Source organism: Microbacterium sp., assembly GCF_031179285.1.
Classification (GTDB): domain Bacteria; phylum Actinomycetota; class Actinomycetes; order Actinomycetales; family Microbacteriaceae; genus Microbacterium.
In genome coordinates this window covers 1-21,688 of record NZ_JAPSHY010000018.1, presented here as the reverse complement: position 1 = coordinate 21,688, position 21,688 = coordinate 1, and the positions used below count along the sequence as shown (strand labels likewise).

The following is a 21,688-nucleotide window of genomic DNA, read 5'->3' as shown; positions in this document are numbered from 1 at the left end:
GAACATGGCCATGAAACTGAAGACGACCACGAACGTGACGCTGGACGGCGTGATGCAGGGCCTCGGCGGGCCTGATGAAGACCGTACCGGCGATTTCGAGCGCGGCGGCTGGGCGATCCCGCTCGTCGACGCGGAGGTCGGGCAGTACCTCGATGAGGTGTACGCCGCCGCGGACGCTTTTCTGTTCGGCCGGCGGACATATGACATCTTCGCGCGGTCCTGGGGAACGTTCGACGATCCCGACACGAGCCCGGTGGCGGCGGCTCTGAACAGCCGGCCCAAGTATGTGGTCTCGAACAGCCTCACCACACCCGAGTGGGACGGAACGGCGGTGTTCTCGGGAGACCCCGAGACGGCAGTGCGACGACTGAAGCAGTCGGGGGATGGCGAGCTGTTGGTGCCGGGCAGCGGGATGCTGGTGCGATGGCTGCTCGCCAGCGGACTCGTCGATCAGCTCGACGTGCTCACCTATCCGGTGATCGTGGGGCAGGGGACGCGGCTGTTCCCGGACGCAGGGCCTGACATGGCGCTCGAGCTCCAACGATCCGAGTCGACCTCGGGCGGCATCACGATCCAGAGCTATCGCCCCGCGGGGGCCGCCCGGTACGTCGGATCGAACCTGCATCCGCAGGACGTCTCCTGGTCCGACGGCGACCGCCGGGGGTAGCCTCACGGTGACGATGCCCTCGCGGGCCGCAAAGGGAGTGGGCGATGCCGCAGTATGCGCTGATGGTCTGGGGAGCCAGTGAACACGGTGAGTTCGGGATCTACGAGTCGGCCGAGGAACATGCCGCTCAGATGGAGGACACGGCTGCGTTCACCGAGCGGCTCCGGCGTGACGGCAGCTTCGTCTTCGTCGCCGGCCTCGCCGAGGCGTCCGCGAGCACCGTCGTCGACGGTCGCGGGTCGACACCCTTGATGACCGACGGGCCCTACATCGAGTCGAAGGAGTATCTCGCGGGATTCTGGATCGTCGAGACGACCGGCCTCGACGCGGCGCTCGACCTCGCAGGGATCGCGTCACACGCCTGCCGGCGCCCCGTCGAGGTGCGGCCCCTGGGAGCGGAGTGACAGAGCCGGCAGCGATGTCGGTCGTCGCTCGGGTGCACCGTGAAGAGTGGGCGAGGGTGGTCGCCTCGCTCACCCGCCGTTTCGGCGACCTGGGGTTAGCGGAGGAGATGGCGGGCGAGGCCTTCGCGATTGCCGTCGAGCGCTGGCCGAGGGACGGGGTTCCCCCGAACCCGGGCGCCTGGATCACCACGACCGCCAATCGGAAGGCGATCGACCGGCTGCGTCGAGAGGCGGTGGGCGGGGCGAAACAGGCAGAGGCGCTGATGATCCGGGATGACGGCCCACCGGAACCTGTCGGCGCCGTCGAGGACGACAGGCTCCGGTTGCTGTTCGTCTGCTGCCACCCCGCCCTCGCGGTCGAGGCGCGCGTGGCGTTGACGCTTCGCATGGTCGGCGGTCTCACCGTTTTCGAGATCGCGCGCGCCTTTCTCGTGCCGGAGGCGACGGTGGGTCAGCGGATCACCCGGGCGAAGAACAAAATCAGGAGTGCCGGCATCCCTTTCCGCGTGCCGCTCGACGGCGACCTGCCCGAGCGGCTGACGGGAGTTCTCGCGGTCCTCTACCTGGTGTTCAACGAGGGCTACCTCGCGACCGGCGAGGAGACGGAGCCGATCCGGCGCGACCTCATGGCGGAGGCGATCCGGGAGGTCAGGCTGCTGAAGAGCCTGCTTCCACATGACGGCGAGGTCGCCGGCCTTCTGGCGCTCATGCTGCTCACCGAGGCGCGTACTCCGGCGCGTGTCTCGGAGACGGGCGAGCTGGTGCGCCTGGACGAGCAGGATCGGAACGCGTGGGACCGGGCGCTGATCAGTGAGGGCGTCGCCCTCGTGCGGGAGCGCCTGACTGCCGTCGCTCGCGGAGACGCGCGACCCGGTCGCTACCAGATCCTCGCCGCCATCAACGCCGTCCACGCCACGGCCCCCGATGCGAGCGAGACCGATTGGTCACAGATCGTCACGCTCTACGATCAGCTCTCCGTCGTCGACGGCAGTCCTATGGTCGCACTGAACCGGGCGATCGCCGTCGCCGAGGTGGAGGGACCGGCTGCCGGGCTCACTCTCATCGACGGTCTCGCGGGGGCGCTCGACGGTTACCACGCATTCCACGCCGCGCGCGCTGATCTGCTGCGGCGCCTCGGTCGTACGGCAGAGGCTCACGCGGCGTACGATCGCGCGATCGAGCTCGCCGGCAACTCGGCCGAGAAGGCGCACCTCGTGCGTCGCCGTGCCGTACTCACCGGTTGAGCCCGCGACGAGTACCGAGGTCGCGCTCGATCAGCCGAAAGCGCCGAGGCTGTCGACCACCGGCCCGCGACGGCCGTCCGCGTCGATGAGGCCGCCGGCTGCGACGATCGCGGCGTACTCCCGAGCGCTGTCCTTGACGATGCGCTCGCCGGTGCGGAAGTCGACGTACACGAGCCCGAACCGCGGCCGATATCCGAGCGCCCACTCGAAGTTGTCGAGCAGCGACCAGTGCGTGTAGCCGACGAGAGGGACACCTGCGTCGAGGGCCTCGGCCATCGCGGCGACATGAGCGCGCAGGTACCTGCTTCGGCGTACATCGTGCACGGCCCCGTCATGCGTGGGGGAGTCGCCGTAGATCGCGCCGTTCTCGGTCACCATGAGAGGGATGCCGGGGTAATCGTGGTGCACCCGGAGGAGTAGGTCCCGGAACGCATCCGGCACGATCTCGGTGCCCTCGTCGGTGCGGTCGACCTCTCCCGTCGAGCCGACGACCTGCCAGGGGAACGGACGATCCTCGCTGACCTCGGCCGCCGCCATCACACGGTGCGTGTAGAAGTTGATCCCGAGGAAGTCGCTGCGCCCGCCGATCGCCGTTTCGTCGCCATCGCGGATGATGTCATCGAGCGGACCGCCGGTCGCCCGCTCCCAGTGCTCGCGCATGTCTGACGGATAGCCGCCGGCGAGCAGGGGGTCGAGGAACCAGCGGTTGACGTATCCGTCCGAGCCCCACGCGGCCGCGGCGTCGGCGGCACTGTCGGTGGCGGGTACGCACGGCAGCAGGTTCAGAGCCGCGCCGATGCGTCCCTTCGTGCTCGCGCGCATCGCGTCGACCGCCGCGCCGTGTGCGAGCAGCACGTGATGACCGGCGGTGACGGCTCCGCGGAGGTCCCGGACTCCCGGTGCGTGAAGCCCCAGCTGGTAGCCGAGCAGCTGGATGATCCACGGCTCGTTCTGCGTGATCCACCAGTCGACCCGGTCGCCCAGTCGCTCCGAAGCGGCCGCGGCATAGTCGACGAATGCGTCGACACTCGACCGCCCCATCCACCCGCCGTCCGCCATCAGCGCCTCGGGCATGTCCCAGTGGTTGAGGGTGACGATCGGTTCGATGTCGCGTGCGCGCAGCTCGTCGACGATCCGCTCGTAGTGATCCAGCCCGGCACGATTGGGGCGACCACGGCCGTCGGGCATGACGCGTGACCAGGCGAGGGAGAACCGGTACGCACGCATTCCGAGGTCCGACAGGATGTCGAGGTCTTCGCGCCAGCGGACGTAGGAGTCGCACGCGATCGACGCGTCCCCGCCGCCCTCGATCGCCCCCGGGCGCTCGGTGAACGTCTCCCAGATCGAGCGCCCTCGGCCATCGGCATCCAGCGATCCCTCGACCTGGTACGCGCTGGTGGCGGCTCCCCAGAGGAAGCCGGGGGGAAAGGCGGTCATCGATCCTCGCTTCGTCGGATTGCCGCCCGGGTTCGGGCCGGCATCCACCAGTCTCGTCGAAATGTGGGAACGATGCCATACCAACTTTTCACGCGCGGTCGCACCGCACTCAGCCCGGGGATAGCTCCGCTTCCTAACGTGAACGCAGGGACATTCCCTGCTCCGCGCCTGGCGCGCGGTGTCCTGCCACGAAGGAAATCCTCCTTATGACGAACACCACCGCCCACTCGCCCGCCGCCTCTCTGGGACTGCTCCTCCTGCGTGTCATCACCGGTGGGATCATCGCCGCGCACGGCGCGCAGAAGATCTTCGAGTTCACCCTCCCCGGTACCGTCGGCAGCTTCGCCGGCATGGGCGTGCCGTTCCCCGAGATCGCGGCGCCCGTCGTCGCCTTCGTCGAGCTCATCGGCGGCATCCTGCTCGCGCTCGGCTTCCTGACGCGCATCGTGGGCATCCTGCTCGCCGTCGACATGATCGTCGCCCTGATTCTCGTCCATCTCGCGGCCGGGCTCTGGGTCGGCGACGGCGGCTACGAGTTCGTCGCCGTACTGGGGGCGGCAGCTCTGGCGCTCGCCCTTATCGGTGCGGGGCGGTTCTCCCTCGACCGTGCACTGCTGCGCGGCCGCGGAATCGCCTGGCTGCGCTGACCATCGTCGCCTCGAGATCGTTCCTTCACAGCCGCTGACTTAAGCGATATAGTCGGCCGCAGGTCGCGCTGCCGCGACCCGCGATAGCGACATGACGCCAAAGGAGACGATCTGTGATGAGTGCATCAAACCCCCGGAAACGCTGGCTACGGAGAGCCATGGCCACGACTGCAGCGGTAGCTGTTGCGACCGCCGGCATGATCGGCGGAGCCATGGGAGCTGTAGCCGACGAGCAGGAGGTCGATCCTCAGCTTGTCGTCTATGTCGAAGTCAACTCGAACGATTTAGCGAACGTCGCCGACTATACGCTCGAGGACACGGGCAAGGCAGCCGTCGACATGGCGATGATCTTCGCCGCCAACATCAACTACGACGGCGAGAAGGCGTACCTGCACTTCAACGAGCGCGTCACCGAGACGCTCGAGGATGCCGAGAACCAGATCCGCCCGGTGCAGGCGAAGGGCACCAAGGTGCTGCTGTCGGTGCTCGGGAACCACCAGGGCGCCGGGTTCGCCAATTTCACCTCGTATGAAGCAGCCGACGCCTTCGCCGCGCAGCTCGCCGACGCGGTGACGACCTATGGCCTGGACGGCATCGACTTCGACGACGAGTGGACGAACTACGGCGCGAACGGGACTCCGCAGCCGAACGCCCAGTCGTTCGGGTGGCTGGCGACAGCGCTGCGCGACCGACTCGGGCCCGACAAGATCATCAGCCTGTATGCCATCGGCCCCTCGTACACGACGACCGACTTCACGCTGTTCGATGCCGCAGGCACGATCGACTACGCCTGGAACCCCTATTACCCGACCTACGACGCGCCGACCGTCGCCGGGCTCGAGGACCGTGCTCGCCTCGGAGCCGCAGCCATCGACCTCTCGCAGACGTCGGCGGCGACGGCGGCGGACTTCGCCCGGCGCACCGTGCAGGACGGATATGGGATCTACGTCGCCTACAACCTGACGGGAACCGATCAGTCGGCGTACCTCTCGGGCATCACCGAGCCGCTGAAGGGCAGCGCCACGGTGTACAAGGCGCCGGCCGAGCCCGACACCACCCGCCCCACGGTGGAGCTGGCGAGCCCGGCATCCAACCGTCCGCAGTCCGAGCTGAACGTGTCGTTGTCGGTGCAGGACGACCGAGGCGTCGCCACCGTCGTCGCCAACGTCTATCAGCACGGCGTGCTCGTCACCTCGACGCAGACGGATGCGGGCGGAGCCGCACAGGCGGTGCACACCGCCACGGTGGCGCTGCCGGACGGGCACTACGTCCTGCGATACAACGCGCACGACACGTCGGGCAACGTCTCGAAGACGAAGACGCAGCCCTTCACCATCGAGTCGACGCCGTAGCATGGGCTGACGCCCGCGCCCCGTGCCGCCCGCCGAACGGGCAGGCGGTGCGGGGCGCTTGGTGGATGTCGCCGCCCCGATTCAGTCCAGGTCGAAGAACTCGAGCTGCCGGAGCACCACCGGCGCGCTCGTCCGCACCCGAATCGCCGTCGTGGTCACGGCGGACACGAGGGTGAAGGCCGTCGTGCGATCCGGCGGCAGGGGAGATCTGTGCGTCGTCGACACCGCGCCCCAGGTGCCCTCCGGCGTCAGCGCCTCCCAGTGCAGTGCCGACGAGTCCGCTCCGGCGGCAGCGGTCACCGTGACATCGCTGATCCTCCGCGGCCGCGTGAAGCTCCATCCCGCCCACTCGTCCGCCGCGAGCAGCGTCCCCTCGTCACCGAGCGGATCGCCGTCGTCGAACAGGCGCGCGGCTTCCGTCACGGACGGCGAGGCGATGACCGAGCCTTCTCCGCCGCTGAGGTCACCGCACCACTCGACCGCATCCCCTGTCGTGCCGGGGTCGCCCCAGATCGAGGACCCGGTGGCCGTGCCGAACACCAGCTCCAGTTCCGCAGCCCCCGTGAGCTCATCGATCGGCAGTTCCGGTGAGCCGAGCGCGACGCCGTTCAATCGCGCTGATTGCAGGACGTGCGCGGCCGGCTCACTCCGCAGCGTGCGGATGCGCAGACTCGAACCGTCGCCGCGCTCGACGCGGATGTCGTCGAACAACGGCGAGCCGATGCGCAGCCGCCCCGAGGCGAGTTCGAGCGGGTACAGGCCGAGAGCAGCCCACAGCCACCACGCGCTCATCTCGCCGTTGTCCTCATCGCCGGGGAATCCCTGACCGATGTGCGCTCCGGCGAACAGGCGCCGGGCGAGGTCGTGCACGACGGCGGCGCTCCGCCACGGGCGGTCGCTGAACGCGTACATGAACGGGATGTGGTGTGCCGGCTGATTCGAGATCGCGCACATGCCCGCCCGCATCGCCCGCCCCTCGCGCTGCTCGTGGATGACCGTGCCGTACGCGCCGCCGAATCGGGGATCGGCGGTCTCGGGCTCGTCGAACAGGGCATCGAGGTGCCGACCGAGCGCCGCAGGCCCGCCGTGGAGGCGAGCGAGGCCATCGCCGTCGTGCACCGCGCCGACAGACATGCCCCAGGCGTTGGTCTCGACGTTGTCGCCGCCCCACACGCGCGGATCGAAATCGTCGGCGAACGATCCATCCCGCGCCCTGCCGCGGAAGAACCCGGTGCCGGCATCGAAGAGCGAGCGGTACGACAGCGCCCGATTGGCGAAGTAGCGAGCGAAGGAGCGGTAGCGCGCGGCATCCTCACCACTCGTCTCGGCGGCCAGAAGCGACGCGAAGCGCCCGAGTGCGGCATCGCTCACGGCGTTCTCGATGCTCCAGCTCATGCCCTCCGGCACGTCGGACGAGATGTATCCGGTGAACCGTCCTCGCCCGATCCCCTTGCGCCCGCGCCGCGGGTCGGGCCCCGGTTCGCAGGCGTTGCGCCAGCCGCTCTCGAAGGCTGTGTCGCGGTCGAACGCGAGGCCCCAGCGCTCGGCGTCGGCGAAGATCTGGTCGCTCGAGGTGCCGACCATGCTGTCGACGTACCCGGGCGCGCTCCATCGGGCCATCCACCCGCCGCGCCGGTACTGCTCGAGCTGACCGCCGAGCAGCCGCCCGGTGAGCTGCGGGTCGAGCAGTGCGAGGGCCGGCCACTCTGTGCGATAGGTGTCCCAGTAGCCGTTGTTGACCACGAGGGTTCCTTCGGCGACCGATGCGCCGGTGTTCTCCTCGCCGTGCGGCCGCGCCGGGACGAAGACGTCGGCGAAGCGCCAGGCGGGCGCCTCGTCGGTTCCGGCGTTCTCGGCCGCACTGTTGGGATACAGGTGGATGCGGTGAAGCGCCGCCGCGATCCGAGACCGATTCTCCTCGTGGGCCAGTGCTCGATACGGCGCCTCGGTGTCTGGCAGCGGGGGGATCGTGACGCGCCCGAGCACGCGGTTCCAGGATGCCGCGGCTTCCGCCCTCAGGGCGTCGAACGACCGCCCGGGCGCGGCCTCGGATGCGAGGCTCCGCCGTGCCTGCTCCACCGAGAGGAATGAGATCGCGATGCGCACCTCGAGCGAGCCCCGACCGGCGACGAAGCCGGCGACCCGTCCGCGTCCGTCGTCATCCAGCATCCCGTGGTCATCGTCGGCGCCCAGCACGATCCCGGCGAAGTACCCGCGCGGGGCGTTGCCCCACTCCGCTGAGCCCTCCGGGATCCAGCCGTCGAATCTCTCCGGCGCCGACCAGCGCAGGCGGCCGCCGCCGGTGAGCTGATCGATCACGAATCCGACGCGGGCGTCAGCGTCGGCGCTCTCGACGCGGAACGCACCGCAGTGGTCGGTCGCCGTCATCGCGACGCGCAACCCCTCGCCGAGGTCCGCCGCATACTCGTGCGGCCGTGCTCGTTCGGTGCCGGGCACGATCCACCGGCGTCGGTCCGCGCGCACCGACGTCGGACGATCGAAGAACGGCATGAGCTGCAGCACGGCGCGGTCGCCGATCCATGGGCTCGGCTGATGCGAGAACTGCAGCGCCTCGAGCCGGCGCCCCGCGAGGTCGTCGAGGTCGTCGTGGACAGAAGGGCGATAGGGCCACCGCGAATCCGCGGCGTCGGTCGCGGGTGTGACGAAGGTGAAGCCGTGAGGCACGGCGACGGCCGGGATCGTGTTGCCGCGCGAGAACCGCGGGCCGGAGTGCGTGCCGCGGCGGGTGTCGACGAGTTCGACCGGCGGCGCATCACGCATCAAGCGGTGTTCATCGACCAGGACCTGCGCGAAGCCGGTCGCGAGCGGGGGTAGCTCAGAGCCGCGGGCCGCCACCTCGGCGGCGCCGAGGAGCAGTTCGACGGTCCCGGTGCGTCCGGCTGCGGGAGCGAGCGACACGGTGTCGGCGTTCCACTGCTCCGGCATGGTCCACTTCGCCGCGAACTGCGCATCGGCGCCGATCGGGAAGTCGTAGCGGTCGCGGACGCGGATGTCGTCGCTCAGCCGGGTGCCGTCGTCGAACCGCACGTCGACGGTGACGGCCAGGGCGGCGTGCGGTGCGACGGTCGCCTCGGCCTCATCGGAGTAGAACGCCCAGTGCAGCACCGTGGCCGGGGCGATCTCGATGTGCTCGAGTCCGGGAACGTCGACACGCTGCACGCCGGAGGCCGGATCGAACGCGAACGAGAACACCGGCGCCGCGAGCACCCCGGCCCGCGGGCGCGATGACGGCGGATCGAGTGGGCCGTCGGCCGGTCGCAGGTGCGCCGTGCTCACCCCTTGATGGCGCCCTCCTGTACGCCCTTGAAGAAGAACCGCTGCGTGAACGAGAACATGATGACGATCGGGATGAGGGCGATCATGGTGCCGGCGGCGATGAGGCGCGGGTCGACCGAGAAGCTGCTGTTCAGGTACGCCATCCCGACCGTGAGGGTGTACTTCGCGGGGTCGGAGAGCACGATGAGCGGCCAGAGGTAGTCATCCCACGCGCCGATGAAGGCGAAGATCGCGACGACCGAGACCATACCGCGGATGTTCGGCCAGACGATGTGCCGGATGCGCTGCCACGTGGTGGCCCCGTCGACCGTGGCGGCATCCAGCACGTCCTTCGGGATCATGCGGCAGGCGGTCGCCACCAGCAGGACGTTCATCGCGCTGATGGCACCGGGCAGGAACACGCCCCACAGGGTGTCGGCGAGACCGAGCGCCCGGATGGTGAGGAAGTTGCTCGTCACGGTGACCTCGCCCGGGAACAGCAGCGTGGAGAGCAGGATCGCCATGACGATCCACTTGCCGCGGAACCGCATGCATCCCAGTGCGTAGCCGGCGAACGTGGCGAGCACGACGTTGCTGATCACCGTGCCGACGGAGACCAGCAGCGAGTGCCAGGCGTACAGGTACACGGGCACGATCTCGGCGACCGTCGCATAGTTCTCGAGCGTCGGGTCGGTGGGGATCAGATTCGGCGGGAAGGAGTAGATGTTCTCCTGCGGCCCCTTGAACGATGTCGACAGCTGCCAGATGAACGGCCCGATGACGAGCACCAGCACGAGCAGGAGGAGCGCGTACCGGCCGATCAGGCCGCCGAGCGTGGGCTTGGTGAAGTCGCCGGAGCCGCGACGGCGGAAGACCCGCTCGCGTGGTGGCTTCGGCGCGTCGTCGAGACGGCGGCGTTCAGCATCCGTCTCGCGTGTGGTGAGCGTGCTCATGCGGGCACCTTCGCCTTCTTCTCGCGGTTCATGAACGCGATCGCGGCCAGGGGGACGAGGGTCAGCAGGAACAGCGCCACGCTGATCGCGGACGCGTAGCCGATGTTGCCGTTCAGTCCAGAACCGACCTGCCGGATGAGCATCACGAGCGACATGTCATAGCCGCCTGGGCCGCCGGTGCTCTTGGACAGCACGTCGAGTTCGGCGAAAACCCTCATCGCAGAGACGGCGATGAGGATGGAGATGAGGAGCATGGCGCCGCGCACCGACGGGATGGTCACCGACAGGAATCGGCGGAACGCACCGGCGCCGTCGAGCATCGCCGCCTCGTGCAGTTCCTTGCCGACGTTGCCGAGGGCGGCGAGGTACACCACCATGTAGTACCCGAGCCCCTTCCACACCGTCAGCAGGATCGCGCAGCCCAGCAGCAGCCAGCGATCCACGAGGAACGCCATCGGCTTGTCCACCAGCCCCAGGAACTCGAGCGTCTGGTTGATGATGCCGCGGCTGTCGAACAACCAGGTCCAGATGAGGGCGACGACGACCACCGAGGCGATGACGGGGAAGTAGAAGGTGGTGCGGAAGAACGAGATGCCCGGCAGGTTCTTCTGCACGAGCAGCGCCAGCAGCAGCGGCAGCACCGTGAGCAGCGGCACGCACACGACGACGTAGATGATGCACGTCGTCAGGGCGTTCCAGAACATCTCGTCGCCGAACATCCGCTCGTAGTTCGCCCCGCCGACGAACGTGGGGGTGCGTAGCGGCCGCGCGTCGGTGAAGCTCAGCACGACCGTGTTGAGGAAGGGCCAGAGCGCGAACACCAGCACCCAGATGGCGGCGGGAGCGAGCAGAAGCCAGGGTGTGAACCACTTATGAGATCTCATCGACGACTTCCGCTCCGGGGTGCTGGTGTTCGTGCGCATCGGCTTACTGGTCGACGCGGTTGGCGTTGGCGTACTCGACGATCTTGTCGAGCTGCTCCTTCGCGTCGGCCTCTCCGTTGACCGCCAGTGCGATCTGCTGCGTCATGTAGGTCGCCATGTCGGAGGTCCATTGGAACGGGATCGCCCTGGCGTCCTCCATCGCGGTGAAGACGGTGTCGATCGCGGCGAGCTGCTTCTCATCCGTCACGGACGAGGCGATGTTGTCGACGACCTCGTCGCCGCCTGCGGCGGTGCCGGGCGCCGTGCCGACGGCGAGACTCGAGAACGCCACCTGGTTCTCCTCGTTGGTGACGAACTCGGCGAACGCGAGTGCGGCGGCCTTGTTGTCGGATTCGGCCGAGACGTTGAGCCCCTGCACGTACAGCGGCGGGATCCCGAGGCGCTGGGTGGCCACGGTGTTCTCGAGGAGCGCCGGCGCGTCCTTCGCGAGATCGGTGGTGAAGCCCGTGCCGCCGGTGGTGAAGGCGACCTTCTCCTGGATGTAGGCCTCGGCGTTGCCGCCGTAGTCACCGGTCAGCGCCTCTGCAGGCATCGCGCCGGCGGCGTAGGCCTCGGCGTACTTCTCGATGATCGTTGCGGCCTCCTCGGTGTTGAAGACGAACTCGCCCTCGTCGTTGATGACCTCCATGCCGGCGGAGGTGAACGTGTCCAGCGCCGGGATCGACGAGAGCAGTTGCACCTTGCCGCCGGACTGCGTGGCGACATCCTGCGCGAGGGTGAGGAGCTCGTCGACGGTGGTCGGCAGGTTGTCCTCGGTCACCCCGTACGGGGCGAGCTGGGCGAGGTTCCACCAGGAGGCGTCGCTGGAGAGGTACCAGGGGAGGCCATAGGTGCCCTCGACACCGGGGTACTCGCTGTAGGAATCCCACGCACCCGCGTTGTACGCGTCCTTCAGCTCGGCATCGGCCTCGTTCAGATCGAGGAGCTTGCCGGCCGCGACCAGCGGGTAGGCGATGTCGGGCGGCAGGTTCAGCACGTCGGGGAGGGTGTTGGCGTTGGCCTGGCTCAGGATCTTCTCCTGGTAGCCGTCGCCGGGCTGGTCGAGCCATTCGACAGTGACATCGGGGTGCTCCTCCTCGAACGCCGCGATGAGCTTTTCGAAGTAGGGCGTGAACTTCTCGTTCTTCAGCGACCAGGTCTGGAACTGGATCTCGCCGCTCAGCTCGCCGGAGGTGTCGATGGGGCCGGACTCACCGGCCGATCCACCGCCCCCTGTGCAACTCGTCAGCGCAAGAACGCCGACCGTGAATGCTGCCAGAGCGACAATGCGTGTGGGAACTTTCATCGTGCTTCTTCCTCGAGGCGGGTGAAAAGTGGGCGGCCCGTCGGTCGGTACCGACTACAGCGCTTTAGCAGATGAAATCATCCTGCTCTCTCCCTGTCAAGGCGAGGGTGCGGAGGTGTTGAGTGCTCCTCGGCTGGCATCGGCGAATCCGCAACTCAAGCGTTATAGTGATGCGACATGCCCTCCGACGGGGCCACACCGTCCGAAAGGTCCGAACAGATGACGCAGCGCGGCGCTCTTGATGCACCGGTGAGATTCGGGGCGAACTACACGCCATCGAAGCACTGGATGCATTCCTGGCTCGAGTTCACGCCCGACGACGTGCGCCGCGACTTCGCCGCCCTGGCGGAGCTCGGGCTCGACCATGTGCGGGTGTTCCCGCTGTGGACGGTGCTGCAGCCCAACCGCACACTCATCAGGGCGAAGGCGCTCGACGATGTGCGGGCGGTCGTCGACATCGCCCGCGAGTTCGGTATGGACGCCAGCGTCGACGTCATCCAGGGGCACCTCTCGAGCTTCGACTTCGTGCCGGCGTGGCTTCACTCCTGGCATGACCGCAACATGTTCACCGACCCGAAGGCCCTCGACGGGCAGATCGCTCTCGTCGAGCGGCTCGGGGAGGTGCTGCGCGACGCCCCGAACTTCCTCGGACTCACGCTCGGCAACGAGACCAACCAGTTCTCCGCCCAGACGCACCCGTCACCGTGGCCGGTCACGCCCGCGGAGGCCGAGGGGTGGATCACGGCGCTCCTCGATGCCGCCGAGAGGGCAGCGCCCGGCATCCCGCATGTGCACAGCGAATACGACGCGGTCTGGTACATGGACGGGCACGGTTTCACGCCGGCGCACGCGGCGCGCCTCGGGGCGATGACGACCATCCACTCGTGGATCTTCAACGGCACCGCACAGCGCTACGGCGGCAGGTCGGTCGCATCGGATCGGCATGCGGAATACCTGATCGAGCTCTCGCGGGCGTTCGCCGCGGATGCCGCGCGCCCGGTGTGGCTGCAAGAGGTCGGAGCCCCGTCGAACTGCCTGGACGAGAGCGAGATGCCGGGATTCCTGGAGGCGACGGTGCGCTCGGCCGTTAGCACCGAGAATCTCTGGGGTGTGACCTGGTGGTGCTCCCACGACGTCAGTCGAACGCTCAGCGACTTCCCCGAGCTGGAGTACTCCCTCGGCCTCGTCGACAGCGAGGGGGTGGCGAAGCCGATCGGGCGGCGCCTCGCCGAGATCATCCCGGAGCTCCGGCAGCGCCGGGCCGCTCCGGTGAGGGAGACGGCCATCGTCGTCGAGGTCGACGCCGGCGACGTGCCGCTGAGTCGCACAGCGCTGAGCCCGGGTGGTGCCGTGTTCCAAGCGTGGGTCGATGCCTGCGAGTCGGGTCTCGACCCCGCCGTCGTGACCTCTCGCGTGGCGGACGACGAGGCGGCTCTCACCGCCCGCGGCATCCGTCACCTCATCCGGCCCGATCTGTCGGCGAGCACCGTCGACCGCTACGACTCCGTCAACACCGTCGTCACGGGTTGACGGACGTCTGCCTCCGTGACTACGCCGGCGGGGCGGGGGGAGCCGTGCTCTCGCGAACGCTGAGCGTCGGCGTCGGACCCGCGACGCTCGGCAGGTTCATCCCCGCCTCGATCTGCTGGAGCAGGAGGGTCGCCGCGCGCTCGCCGAGCTCGAAGGTGTCGCGCGTCATCGCCGTGATCGACGGATTGATGAGGCCTGCGATGACGGAGTCGTCGAACGAGGCCAGGGAGGCGTCGCGCGGCACCACGCGTCCCATCTCCTGCGTGACGCGAAGTCCGGCGACGGCCATGACGTCATTGTCGTAGACGATCGCGGTGGGGCGATCCCGCCTGCTGAGCAGTGCGCGCGTCACCGATGATGCACGGGCCGGCGAGAAGTCGGTCGTGATCACCTCGCCGGTGACGCCGTCCGCAGCGAGGCGCTCGAGGACGTCGGCGCGGAGCCGGGTGTGCTCGAGCTCGGCCGGCCCGGCGACATAGGCGATGCTCGTGTGGCGCAGCGCGGCGAGGTACGAGAAGAGCGTCTCGGCCACGTCCTCGTCGTCGATCCAGACGCTCGGCACGGCACCCACCGGCGCAGGTTTCGAACCGATCATGACGGCCCTGGCGTCGAGGGCGTCGATGCTCGCACCGCGGGGGTCGTCTTCGAGCGGGTCGATGAGGATGATCCCGTCGACCTGGTTCGAGGAGCGCCACTGGCGATGCACCTCGATCTCTTCGGCGACGTCCGCGACCAGCCGCAGCTGGAGGCTGACCTTGCTCTCCGACAGACGGGACTCGATGCCCGCGATAAGGTCGGTGAAGAACGCCTCAGATCCGAGCGATCGCGCCGGTCGCGCGAGCGCCAGGCCGACCGTGTTCGCGCGTGCGCCGACGAGCGCGCGCGCCGCAGAGCTCGGCTGCCAGTTGTTCTCGCGCACGATCGAGAGGATCCGCTGGCGCGTCTCTTCGCTGACGCCGGGCCGCCCGTTGAGGGCGAACGAGACGGCGCCGGGCGAGACGCCGGCCATGCGCGCGATATCGGCGATCGTGACGCGCTTCGCCGGGGTCATGGCATTCACCCTACTTGATCGTTTTAGCCTCGGATACGGGAGCGCTGCCGGGTTGCGGAGCGATCATATTCTGGCACTGTGGACGGAATGGTGTGTCGTAGACTCGCTTACTAGATCGCTTTAGTTCCTCACCGTCGAGCCCGGAGAATCCATTCATGCATGACGACACCTCGCTCACCGTCGGCCGCGTCAAGCGCGTGCTCGATGAGCGCATCCGCCCGGCCATCCACTCGGCATCCACCCCGCTGACGGTCGAGGTCAACGAACTGCCTGGCGAGCCGATCAGCCCGGCGGACGGCCTCGCACTCGAGTTCTCGCCCGCCTCCGTCGGCGCCGCGTGGGGCCCGGCGTGGGGCACCACGTGGTTCAAGCTCACCGGCCAAGTGCCCGCCGAGTGGGCTGGCCGTCGGGTCGAGGCGGTCATCGACCTCGGGTTCGACATCAACATGCCGGGTTTCCAGTGCGAGGCGCTCGTCTACCGGCCGGACGGCTCACCCGTGAAGAGCATCAACCCGCGCAATCAGTGGCTGCCGATCAGCGAGAGCGCGCACGGCGACGAGCCCGTCGAGCTGTATCTGGAGGCGGCATCCAATCCAGTGCTGCTGGACTATCACCCCTTCCTCCCGACGCAGGAGGGCGACATCGTCACCTCCTCGAAGGAGCCGCTGTACCGCACCCGCCGCATGGACCTCGCCGTCTTCGAGCACGAGGTGTTCGAGCTCTCGCTCGACCTCGACGTGCTGTTCGAGCTGCAGGCCGAGCTTCCTGCCACCTCGCCCCGCCGCATGCGCATCCTGCAGGCGATGGACGACGCCCTCGACGTGCTCGACCTGCAGCGCATCACCGAGACCGCGGCAGCTGCGCGCGCGCAACTCGAGGAGGTGCTCGCCGCTCCCGCCGAGGCGAGCGCGCACCGCATCTCGGCCGTCGGCCACGCGCACATCGATTCGGCGTGGCTCTGGCCGGTGCGTGAGACCATCCGCAAGGTGGCTCGTACCTCATCGTCGATGACCGCGCTGATCGACGAGCAGCCCGAGTTCCAGTACGGCATGTCGAGTGCCCAGCAGTATGCCTGGCTGAAGGAGCACCGCCCCGAGGTGTTCGAGCGCGTCAAGGCGGCGGTCGCCGAGGGGCGCTTCCTGCCGCTCGGCGGCATGTGGGTCGAGTCCGACACCGTGATGCCGACGGGGGAGTCGCTGGTGCGCCAGTTCTCGCACGGGCAACGGTTCTTCGAGCGCGAGTTCGGCATCCGGTCGAAGGGGGTCTGGCTGCCCGACAGCTTCGGCTACTCGCCTGCCCTTCCCCAGCTGATGCGACGCGCGGGCTTCGAGTGGTTCTTCACCCAGAAGATCTCGTGGAATCAGCAGAACGTCTTCCCGCACCACAGCTTCCTCTGGGAGGGCATCGACGGCTCGCAGGTCTTCACGCACTTCCCGTCGATGGACACGTACAACTCGCAGCTCAGCGGTATGGAGGTCGCGAAGGCGGCCCGCCAGTTCAAGGAGAGCCGCTTCTCGTCACGGTCGATCGCGCCGGTCGGCTGGGGCGACGGCGGTGGCGGGACCACTCGCGAGATGACCGGTCGCGCCCGCCGTCTCAAGGACCTCGAGGGCAGCGCGAAGGTCGTGTGGGAGCACCCCGATGCGTTCTTCGAAGCCGCCCGCGCCGAGCTGCCGCATCCGGCGGTCTGGGTCGGCGAACTCTACCTCGAGCTGCACCGCGGAACCTTGACGAGCCAGCACGCGACGAAGGCGCTGCACCGCTGGGCGGAGCACGCGCTCATCGAGGCCGAGCTCTGGGCCGCCACCGACGCCGTGCGCACGGGCGCCGCCTACCCGCAGGAGGAGTTCGACCGGCTCTGGCAGATCGTGCTGCTGCACGAGTTCCACGACATCCTCCCCGGCACCTCAATCGCGTGGGTGCATCGCGAGGCCGCCGAGGTGCTCACGAACGTGCTCTCGGATGCCGAGGACATCGCGTCTGCCGCGCGTCGATCGCTGGCGGGGGAGGGCGATCGCGAGCTGCTGTTCGTCCCCACCTCCGTCGGCGGGCGCGGGCGAGCACTGGGAGCTGCATTCAGGGACGCGACCCCGGCTGCGGCATCCGTCTCGCTCACCGAGGAGGACGGCGGCTGGCGTCTCGAGAACGAGCTGGTCTCGGTGCTCGTCTCGGCCGATGGGCTCATCGTCTCGGCAGTCGACAGGGCGACCGGTCGCGAGGCCGTCGCCGAGGGGCGCGCTGCGAACCTGTTCCAGCTGCACCAGGACTTCCCCAACATGTGGGATGCGTGGGACATCGACAAGTACTACCGCAACAGCGTTGACGACCTCACCGCGGTGTCGTCGATCGAGGCGTCCGTCGTCGACAGGGTGGCGGCTTTGAAGGTCGTGCGTCCCTTCTCACAGTCGTCGATCGAGCAGACCATCCTGCTGGCGCCGGGGTCGCGTACCGTGCTGCTGCGCAACGAGATCGACTGGCACGAGACCGAGAAGCTGCTGAAGCTCGCCTTCCCCTTCGACATCCAGGCATCGCACACCGAGGCCGAGACGCAGTTCGGATACCAGGCGCGAGCGACCCACATGAACACGAGCTGGGAGGCGGCGAAGTTCGAGACCTCGATGCACCGTTTCGTCTTGGTGCGCGAGGCCGACTTCGGTGTCGCCCTGGTCAACGACTCGATCTACGGCTACGACACGTCGCGCGACGTGCAGGGCGATGCCGTGACGACGACGGTGCGGCTGTCGCTGCTGCGCGCGCCGCGCTTCCCCGACCCTGACACCGACCACGGGCATCACGCGATCGAGGTCGGCTTCGTCATCGGAGCGGATGCCGCGATCGCGACCGCCGAGGGCATCACGCTCAATGCGCCGGCGACGGTCGTGCGCGGCGCGCGCGAGGTGGAGCCGCTGGTGTCGGTGCAGGGTGAGGGGATCGTCATCTCGGCGGTGAAGCTCGCCGACGACGGTTCGGGCGACGTGGTCGTGCGCGTCTACGAGTCGCTCGGCCGACGGGCCGCAGGCGCTCTGACGGTCGGCTTCCCGCATCGCGAGGTGCGCGAGGTGAGCCTGATCGAGGACGAGCTCCAGGAGCCCCGCCGCGGCGGAGAGCTGAAGCTGCGTCCGTTCGAGGTGCGAACTCTCCGTATCGCCCGCTGACCCCAGTCACCCGTCGCCCATCACCGACGGCGGACTCCGTTTCGAAGTGCGCAAACTGCTCCATATCGGCTGAGATCGAGCACTTTGCGCACTTCGAACGGTCGGTTGTGCCCCGGCATCCTTCGCGAGACGATGGCCCGATGGCCGACGTCGACGATGTGCGCGAGATCGCCTTCGCGCTGCCCGGCACCGTCGAGACGGTGAGCGGGCACACCGGCGAGGCCGCCTGGCGGGTGAAGAGCGGGCAGTTCGCCTGGCTGCGCCGTGCCAGTGCGACCGATGAACGTCAGCTCGCGGAGCTCGGTCGTTCCTGGCCGGCGGGTGCGGTGCTCGGCGTGCGCGTACAGAGCCTGGAAGAGAAAGAGGCGCTGCTGGCCACCGACCCCGGCGTCGTGTTCACGATCCCGCATTTCGACGGCTACCCCGCCGTGCTCGTGGAGCTCGATGTGATCGACGGGGAGCGTCTGACCGAGATCGTCACCGACGCCTGGCTGACCCGCGCACCCGCGCGCGTCGCCAAGACCTGGCTCGCAGAGCACGGCCTGAGCTGAGGCGGCGCACAGCCCCTCTGACTCAGATCGAGTCGACCGATGGGCGACACCTGGCGAAGCGCCGGGGAGCATCCGCTCCCGGCGTCTCTCGTGTTGCGCGGCCCAGGGGGTGAAAGCCGGGGGCGAACGCCGCGATCGGAGTGAAATGAGGGATCAGTGGTCCCGCGCTGAGCAATGGGTGAGGGGCCGTCGATCCCCATGTCGACGGCCCCTTCACGATTCGAAAGCCGGCTGCGCTCGTGCTCTTCCCCATGAGCGCAGAGCGAGCCGTGCTGACATTCCCCAGATCAGCGCGCGAGCCCTCCCCAGAGCCTCGCAAGAGCTTCCTCTACAAGATGAGACGCGGTGCACAGGCGTTCATTACGCGATATCGCGACCTGCCTAACAAATTTCTCACCGACATCGGTCGATTCCGACAGGGCAACGTCAGCGCGACCTCCTAATTCCACCGTCCGAACGTGCCTCGCCCCCGAAGCGCGGAGGATGAAGTGAAGGTGTTTCACAGGTTCTCCTTGCGCTGAGCAAGTCGCAACCGATTGGATGAACTCGGTGCGCTCGGCTCCGCTGTATGCGGGAGGGCACTCACGTCTGAGGGGGAGGCCCGACGACGGGTGTCAATCGACGGAGGATGACGTGACTCGACGACTCACCGCGGCAGGAATGTGGCTGCGCGGAAATCGCATGCGCAGGGCCAGCCGTACCATCGCCGCCGTGGCCGTCGGGGCCGTGGTGGCATCGACGATGACGGCGGTGCTCGTGCCGGTGTCGGCGCAGGCGGTGCCGGTCGCCGCTTCTCAGTCGATGAGCGGCGGCGCGCTGAACGCTGCAGCAGGCATCCTGCCCATGCGGTTCGCCACCGGCGGCGCCGGGCAGTACCAGGGTGCGATCGACTGGTTCGAGTGGGGCACTCAGGGTCAGGTGCTTCCGGCCTCCGGGATGACGCGCACCGAAACGCGTGAGGTCCCGGGCGGCACGCTCGCGACGACGTGTACGGTCGGCGCTCCGGCCGGCGGCCAGGTGGTGGTCCAGCGCCCCGGAACCTTCACCGGCGATGGTCTCGACGATCTCTACAACATCGGCGGCACCGGTGCCAACAATCAACTCGCGATCGGCCTCGGGAACTTCGGCACCGCTGACGTCAGCTTCTCCTTCAACTGCTCGGTGACCCTCAACGGCACCGCCGTCCCGCTCGCAGGCCTCGTGATGGCCGACGCGGAGGCGAGTCTGCAGCCCACCGAGTGGCTCCAGGCGACGATCCCCGCCGGCGCGAACTGGCGCATGATCGATCGATTCCGCAGTTCCGAGTGCACCGAGAACGGATCCGTCATCCGCACGGGGCAGACGCTCCGCTTCGCCGGAGTTCCGACCGGGTGCACCACCTTCCCGACGGGCGTCGCGTTCATGGAGGGTGCCTCCTCGGCGAACGTCGCGCTGCACAGCGGCACGGCGCCCAACATCGGCCGCACGGCCGTCGCGCTCGGCGTCGTGCTCTTCTCCGACTTCGGCGACGCGCCGGCGAGCTATGGTGACGCAGGTTCGCTCTACTCCCCGAACTTCGCTGGCCCCGCCGTGCCCCAGGGCAGCTCCGCTCTGTTCGGACCGGCTCTCAGCACGGCCGGCCAGCCGGCCGTGCGCCTGGGCGCCGCGGTGACACCTGAGCAGGGCTCCCAGCCGAGTTCGGCGGCAAGTAGTGACGGCGCCGACGACGGCGTCCGGTTCAACACCGACGTCTCGGTCCCCGGGCGCAATGAGACGGTCTGGGTGAACGCCTCCGCTGCCGGATTCCTGAACGCGTGGATCGACTTCAACAGCAACGGCACCTTCGATCAGGGCGAACGCATCGCCGATGACACGCCTGTGGTCGCCGGCGCCAACCAGATCACCTACGTGGTCCCCGAGGGCGACGAGTTCGTCCCCGGCACCAGCTTCGCCCGCTTCCGCATCTCCGCCGGCGCGGGCCAGGTGACCGGTCCGACCGGTGTCGTGACCAACGGTGAGGTGGAGGACTACACCCGCGAGCTCTTCGACGCACCCGGCGAGGCGCTCGAGCTCTGCGTGGACGGAACCGAGCCGGTACCGGTCAGCCTCATCCAGAACCCGAGCTTCGAGAATCGGACGGGGAACTTCGCCAACACCAGCGCGGCGAGCACGATCGGCTACGCGGAGCACTGGTCCGATTCCCACCCCTCGGGTGGGCAGTACCACGTCTTCGCCCCCGACTTCGACAGCGGCCCCGCCGCGGGCACGCAGCCCGTTCGTGCGGGCGCCGAGGGGTATGGGTTCGAGGGCGGACACTCTGCCACCCTCGGCGGCGTGCCCGTGGGTGAGGGTGCTGTGAATGTCTTGACGGCGGCTCTCGACCCCGACGCAACCTACGTCGGATTCTTCTCCATGGCCGCCGGCGGCTACAGCCGCCAGGGCGACGGATTCATGCAGTTCTTCGGCACGAACGACCTCGCCACCGGCTCGTACCCGCACCCGGCGGTCACCCCGCAGACGCCGGCGAACACCGAGCTGCTGTACACGACGCCTGTCGTCGAGTACGCGGGCATCGGCGTCCGTCCCACCTGGGAGCTCAACACCTTCCAGCTGGATGCGAGCCAGGCGTGGCCATACTTGCGGGTCGAAGTTCGGAACGCGGTGCCCGCCAATGACGCCACCGTCGCCGGCCAGGTGTGGATGAACTTCGACGACTTCCACATGTACGAGTGCGCGCCGATCCAGGACTTCGGCGATGCGCCGGCCAGCTACGGCACGAGCCTGCAGGACGACGGTCCCCGTCATCTGCTGCCCGGCTACGGCGCCGATGCGACCACCGCCTCTCTCATGCTCGGTGCACTCGTCGACGAGGAGGAGGACGGTTTCGCGAGCGACGACGCACGTGGCGACGATGAGGATGCCGCCGCCGACGAGGACGGCGTCTCAGGCCCCATCGTGGTGAGCCCTCGCGGCGAGAGCACCGTCACGGTGACGGCGACCAACGACACGGATGCCGCAGCGACGCTCGCAGGCTGGATCGACCTCGACGGCAACGGCGCATTCGATGCCGGCGAGCTGGTGACCGTTCCAGTGCCGGCCGCCAGCGGCACCGCCGAGTACGCGGTGACCTTCCCTGCGGCCACCACCACCAGCGAGACCTACGCGCGCTTCCGGCTCTTCCCGGCCGGCGTCACCGAGTTCCTGCCGACCGGC

General features: G+C 68.5%; 15 protein-coding genes. 9 read left to right on the top strand and 6 right to left on the bottom strand.

Annotation, left to right across the window (positions count from 1 at the left end; all coding sequences use genetic code 11):
- Nucleotides 1-4 precede the first annotated feature (4 nt).
- The 3 genes from RIN18_RS11980 to RIN18_RS11970 are packed head-to-tail and all read left to right on the top strand — an operon-like array spanning nucleotide 5 to nucleotide 2,315.
- Nucleotides 5-667, top strand: coding sequence for a dihydrofolate reductase family protein (locus tag RIN18_RS11980; protein ID WP_309104207.1), 663 nt, complete (start codon nucleotides 5-7; stop codon nucleotides 665-667).
- A gap of 44 nt (nucleotides 668-711) precedes the next feature.
- The gene (locus RIN18_RS11975; RefSeq protein WP_309104206.1) at nucleotides 712-1,071 is read left to right on the top strand and encodes a YciI family protein; all 360 of its coding nucleotides are present in this window, start codon (nucleotides 712-714) and stop codon (nucleotides 1,069-1,071) included.
- A 14-nt stretch (nucleotides 1,072-1,085) separates the two neighbouring features.
- A complete protein-coding gene (locus RIN18_RS11970) occupies nucleotides 1,086-2,315 on the top strand; it encodes an RNA polymerase sigma factor (protein ID WP_309104205.1) in 1,230 nt (409 codons plus the stop codon).
- A gap of 30 nt (nucleotides 2,316-2,345) precedes the next feature.
- Here RIN18_RS11970 and RIN18_RS11965 read toward each other — a convergent pair whose 3' ends face one another.
- A complete protein-coding gene (locus tag RIN18_RS11965) occupies nucleotides 2,346-3,752 on the bottom strand; it encodes a GH1 family beta-glucosidase (protein WP_309104204.1) in 1,407 nt (468 codons plus the stop codon).
- Nucleotides 3,753-3,958: 206 nt separating this feature from the next.
- Here RIN18_RS11965 and RIN18_RS11960 point away from each other — a divergent pair, with 206 nt between their 5' ends.
- Nucleotides 3,959-4,399, top strand: a complete 441-nt coding sequence (locus tag RIN18_RS11960; RefSeq protein ID WP_309104203.1) for a DoxX family protein — start codon at nucleotides 3,959-3,961, stop codon at nucleotides 4,397-4,399.
- A gap of 158 nt (nucleotides 4,400-4,557) precedes the next feature.
- Nucleotides 4,558-5,751 (top strand): endo-beta-N-acetylglucosaminidase H, encoded by a 1,194-nt coding sequence (locus RIN18_RS11955; protein ID WP_309104202.1) that lies wholly within the window; start codon nucleotides 4,558-4,560, stop codon nucleotides 5,749-5,751.
- Nucleotides 5,752-5,832: 81 nt separating this feature from the next.
- Here the strand turns inward: RIN18_RS11955 and RIN18_RS11950 are convergent, their stop codons facing one another.
- Genes RIN18_RS11950 through RIN18_RS11935 form a run of 4 tightly spaced genes read right to left on the bottom strand, consistent with a single transcriptional unit; the run spans nucleotide 5,833 to nucleotide 12,209 of the window.
- A complete protein-coding gene (locus RIN18_RS11950) occupies nucleotides 5,833-9,048 on the bottom strand; it encodes a glycoside hydrolase domain-containing protein (RefSeq protein WP_309104201.1) in 3,216 nt (1,071 codons plus the stop codon).
- Entirely contained in the window at nucleotides 9,045-9,980 is a 936-nt protein-coding gene (locus tag RIN18_RS11945; RefSeq protein WP_309104200.1) for a carbohydrate ABC transporter permease, read from the bottom strand. Before RIN18_RS11945 ends, RIN18_RS11950 begins: the two co-directional genes overlap by 4 nt.
- Nucleotides 9,977-10,903 (bottom strand): sugar ABC transporter permease, encoded by a 927-nt coding sequence (locus tag RIN18_RS11940; RefSeq protein WP_309104199.1) that lies wholly within the window; start codon nucleotides 10,901-10,903, stop codon nucleotides 9,977-9,979. The genes RIN18_RS11945 and RIN18_RS11940 overlap by 4 nt, the downstream gene beginning before the upstream one ends.
- Nucleotides 10,904-10,907: 4 nt before the next feature.
- Nucleotides 10,908-12,209: an extracellular solute-binding protein gene (locus tag RIN18_RS11935; protein WP_309104198.1), complete on the bottom strand. Its 1,302-nt coding sequence runs from the start codon at nucleotides 12,207-12,209 to the stop codon at nucleotides 10,908-10,910.
- 219 nt (nucleotides 12,210-12,428) lie between these two features.
- Here RIN18_RS11935 and RIN18_RS11930 point away from each other — a divergent pair, with 219 nt between their 5' ends.
- Nucleotides 12,429-13,739, top strand: coding sequence for a glycosyl hydrolase (locus RIN18_RS11930; RefSeq protein WP_309104197.1), 1,311 nt, complete (start codon nucleotides 12,429-12,431; stop codon nucleotides 13,737-13,739).
- Between the two features lie 19 nt (nucleotides 13,740-13,758).
- Here the strand turns inward: RIN18_RS11930 and RIN18_RS11925 are convergent, their stop codons facing one another.
- Nucleotides 13,759-14,790, bottom strand: a complete 1,032-nt coding sequence (locus tag RIN18_RS11925; RefSeq protein WP_309104196.1) for a LacI family DNA-binding transcriptional regulator — start codon at nucleotides 14,788-14,790, stop codon at nucleotides 13,759-13,761.
- A gap of 155 nt (nucleotides 14,791-14,945) precedes the next feature.
- Between RIN18_RS11925 and RIN18_RS11920 the strand changes: the two genes are divergently transcribed.
- The 3 genes from RIN18_RS11920 to RIN18_RS11910 form a co-directional block, all read left to right on the top strand.
- A complete protein-coding gene (locus tag RIN18_RS11920; protein ID WP_309104195.1) occupies nucleotides 14,946-17,945 on the top strand; it encodes a glycoside hydrolase family 38 C-terminal domain-containing protein in 3,000 nt (999 codons plus the stop codon).
- Between the two features lie 140 nt (nucleotides 17,946-18,085).
- On the top strand, nucleotides 18,086-18,496 hold the full coding sequence (locus tag RIN18_RS11915) for an MmcQ/YjbR family DNA-binding protein (RefSeq protein ID WP_309104194.1): 411 nt from the start codon (nucleotides 18,086-18,088) through the stop codon (nucleotides 18,494-18,496).
- A gap of 633 nt (nucleotides 18,497-19,129) precedes the next feature.
- A partial coding sequence (locus RIN18_RS11910) for a CshA/CshB family fibrillar adhesin-related protein (protein WP_309104193.1) occupies nucleotides 19,130-21,688 on the top strand: 2,559 nt, incomplete at its 3' end.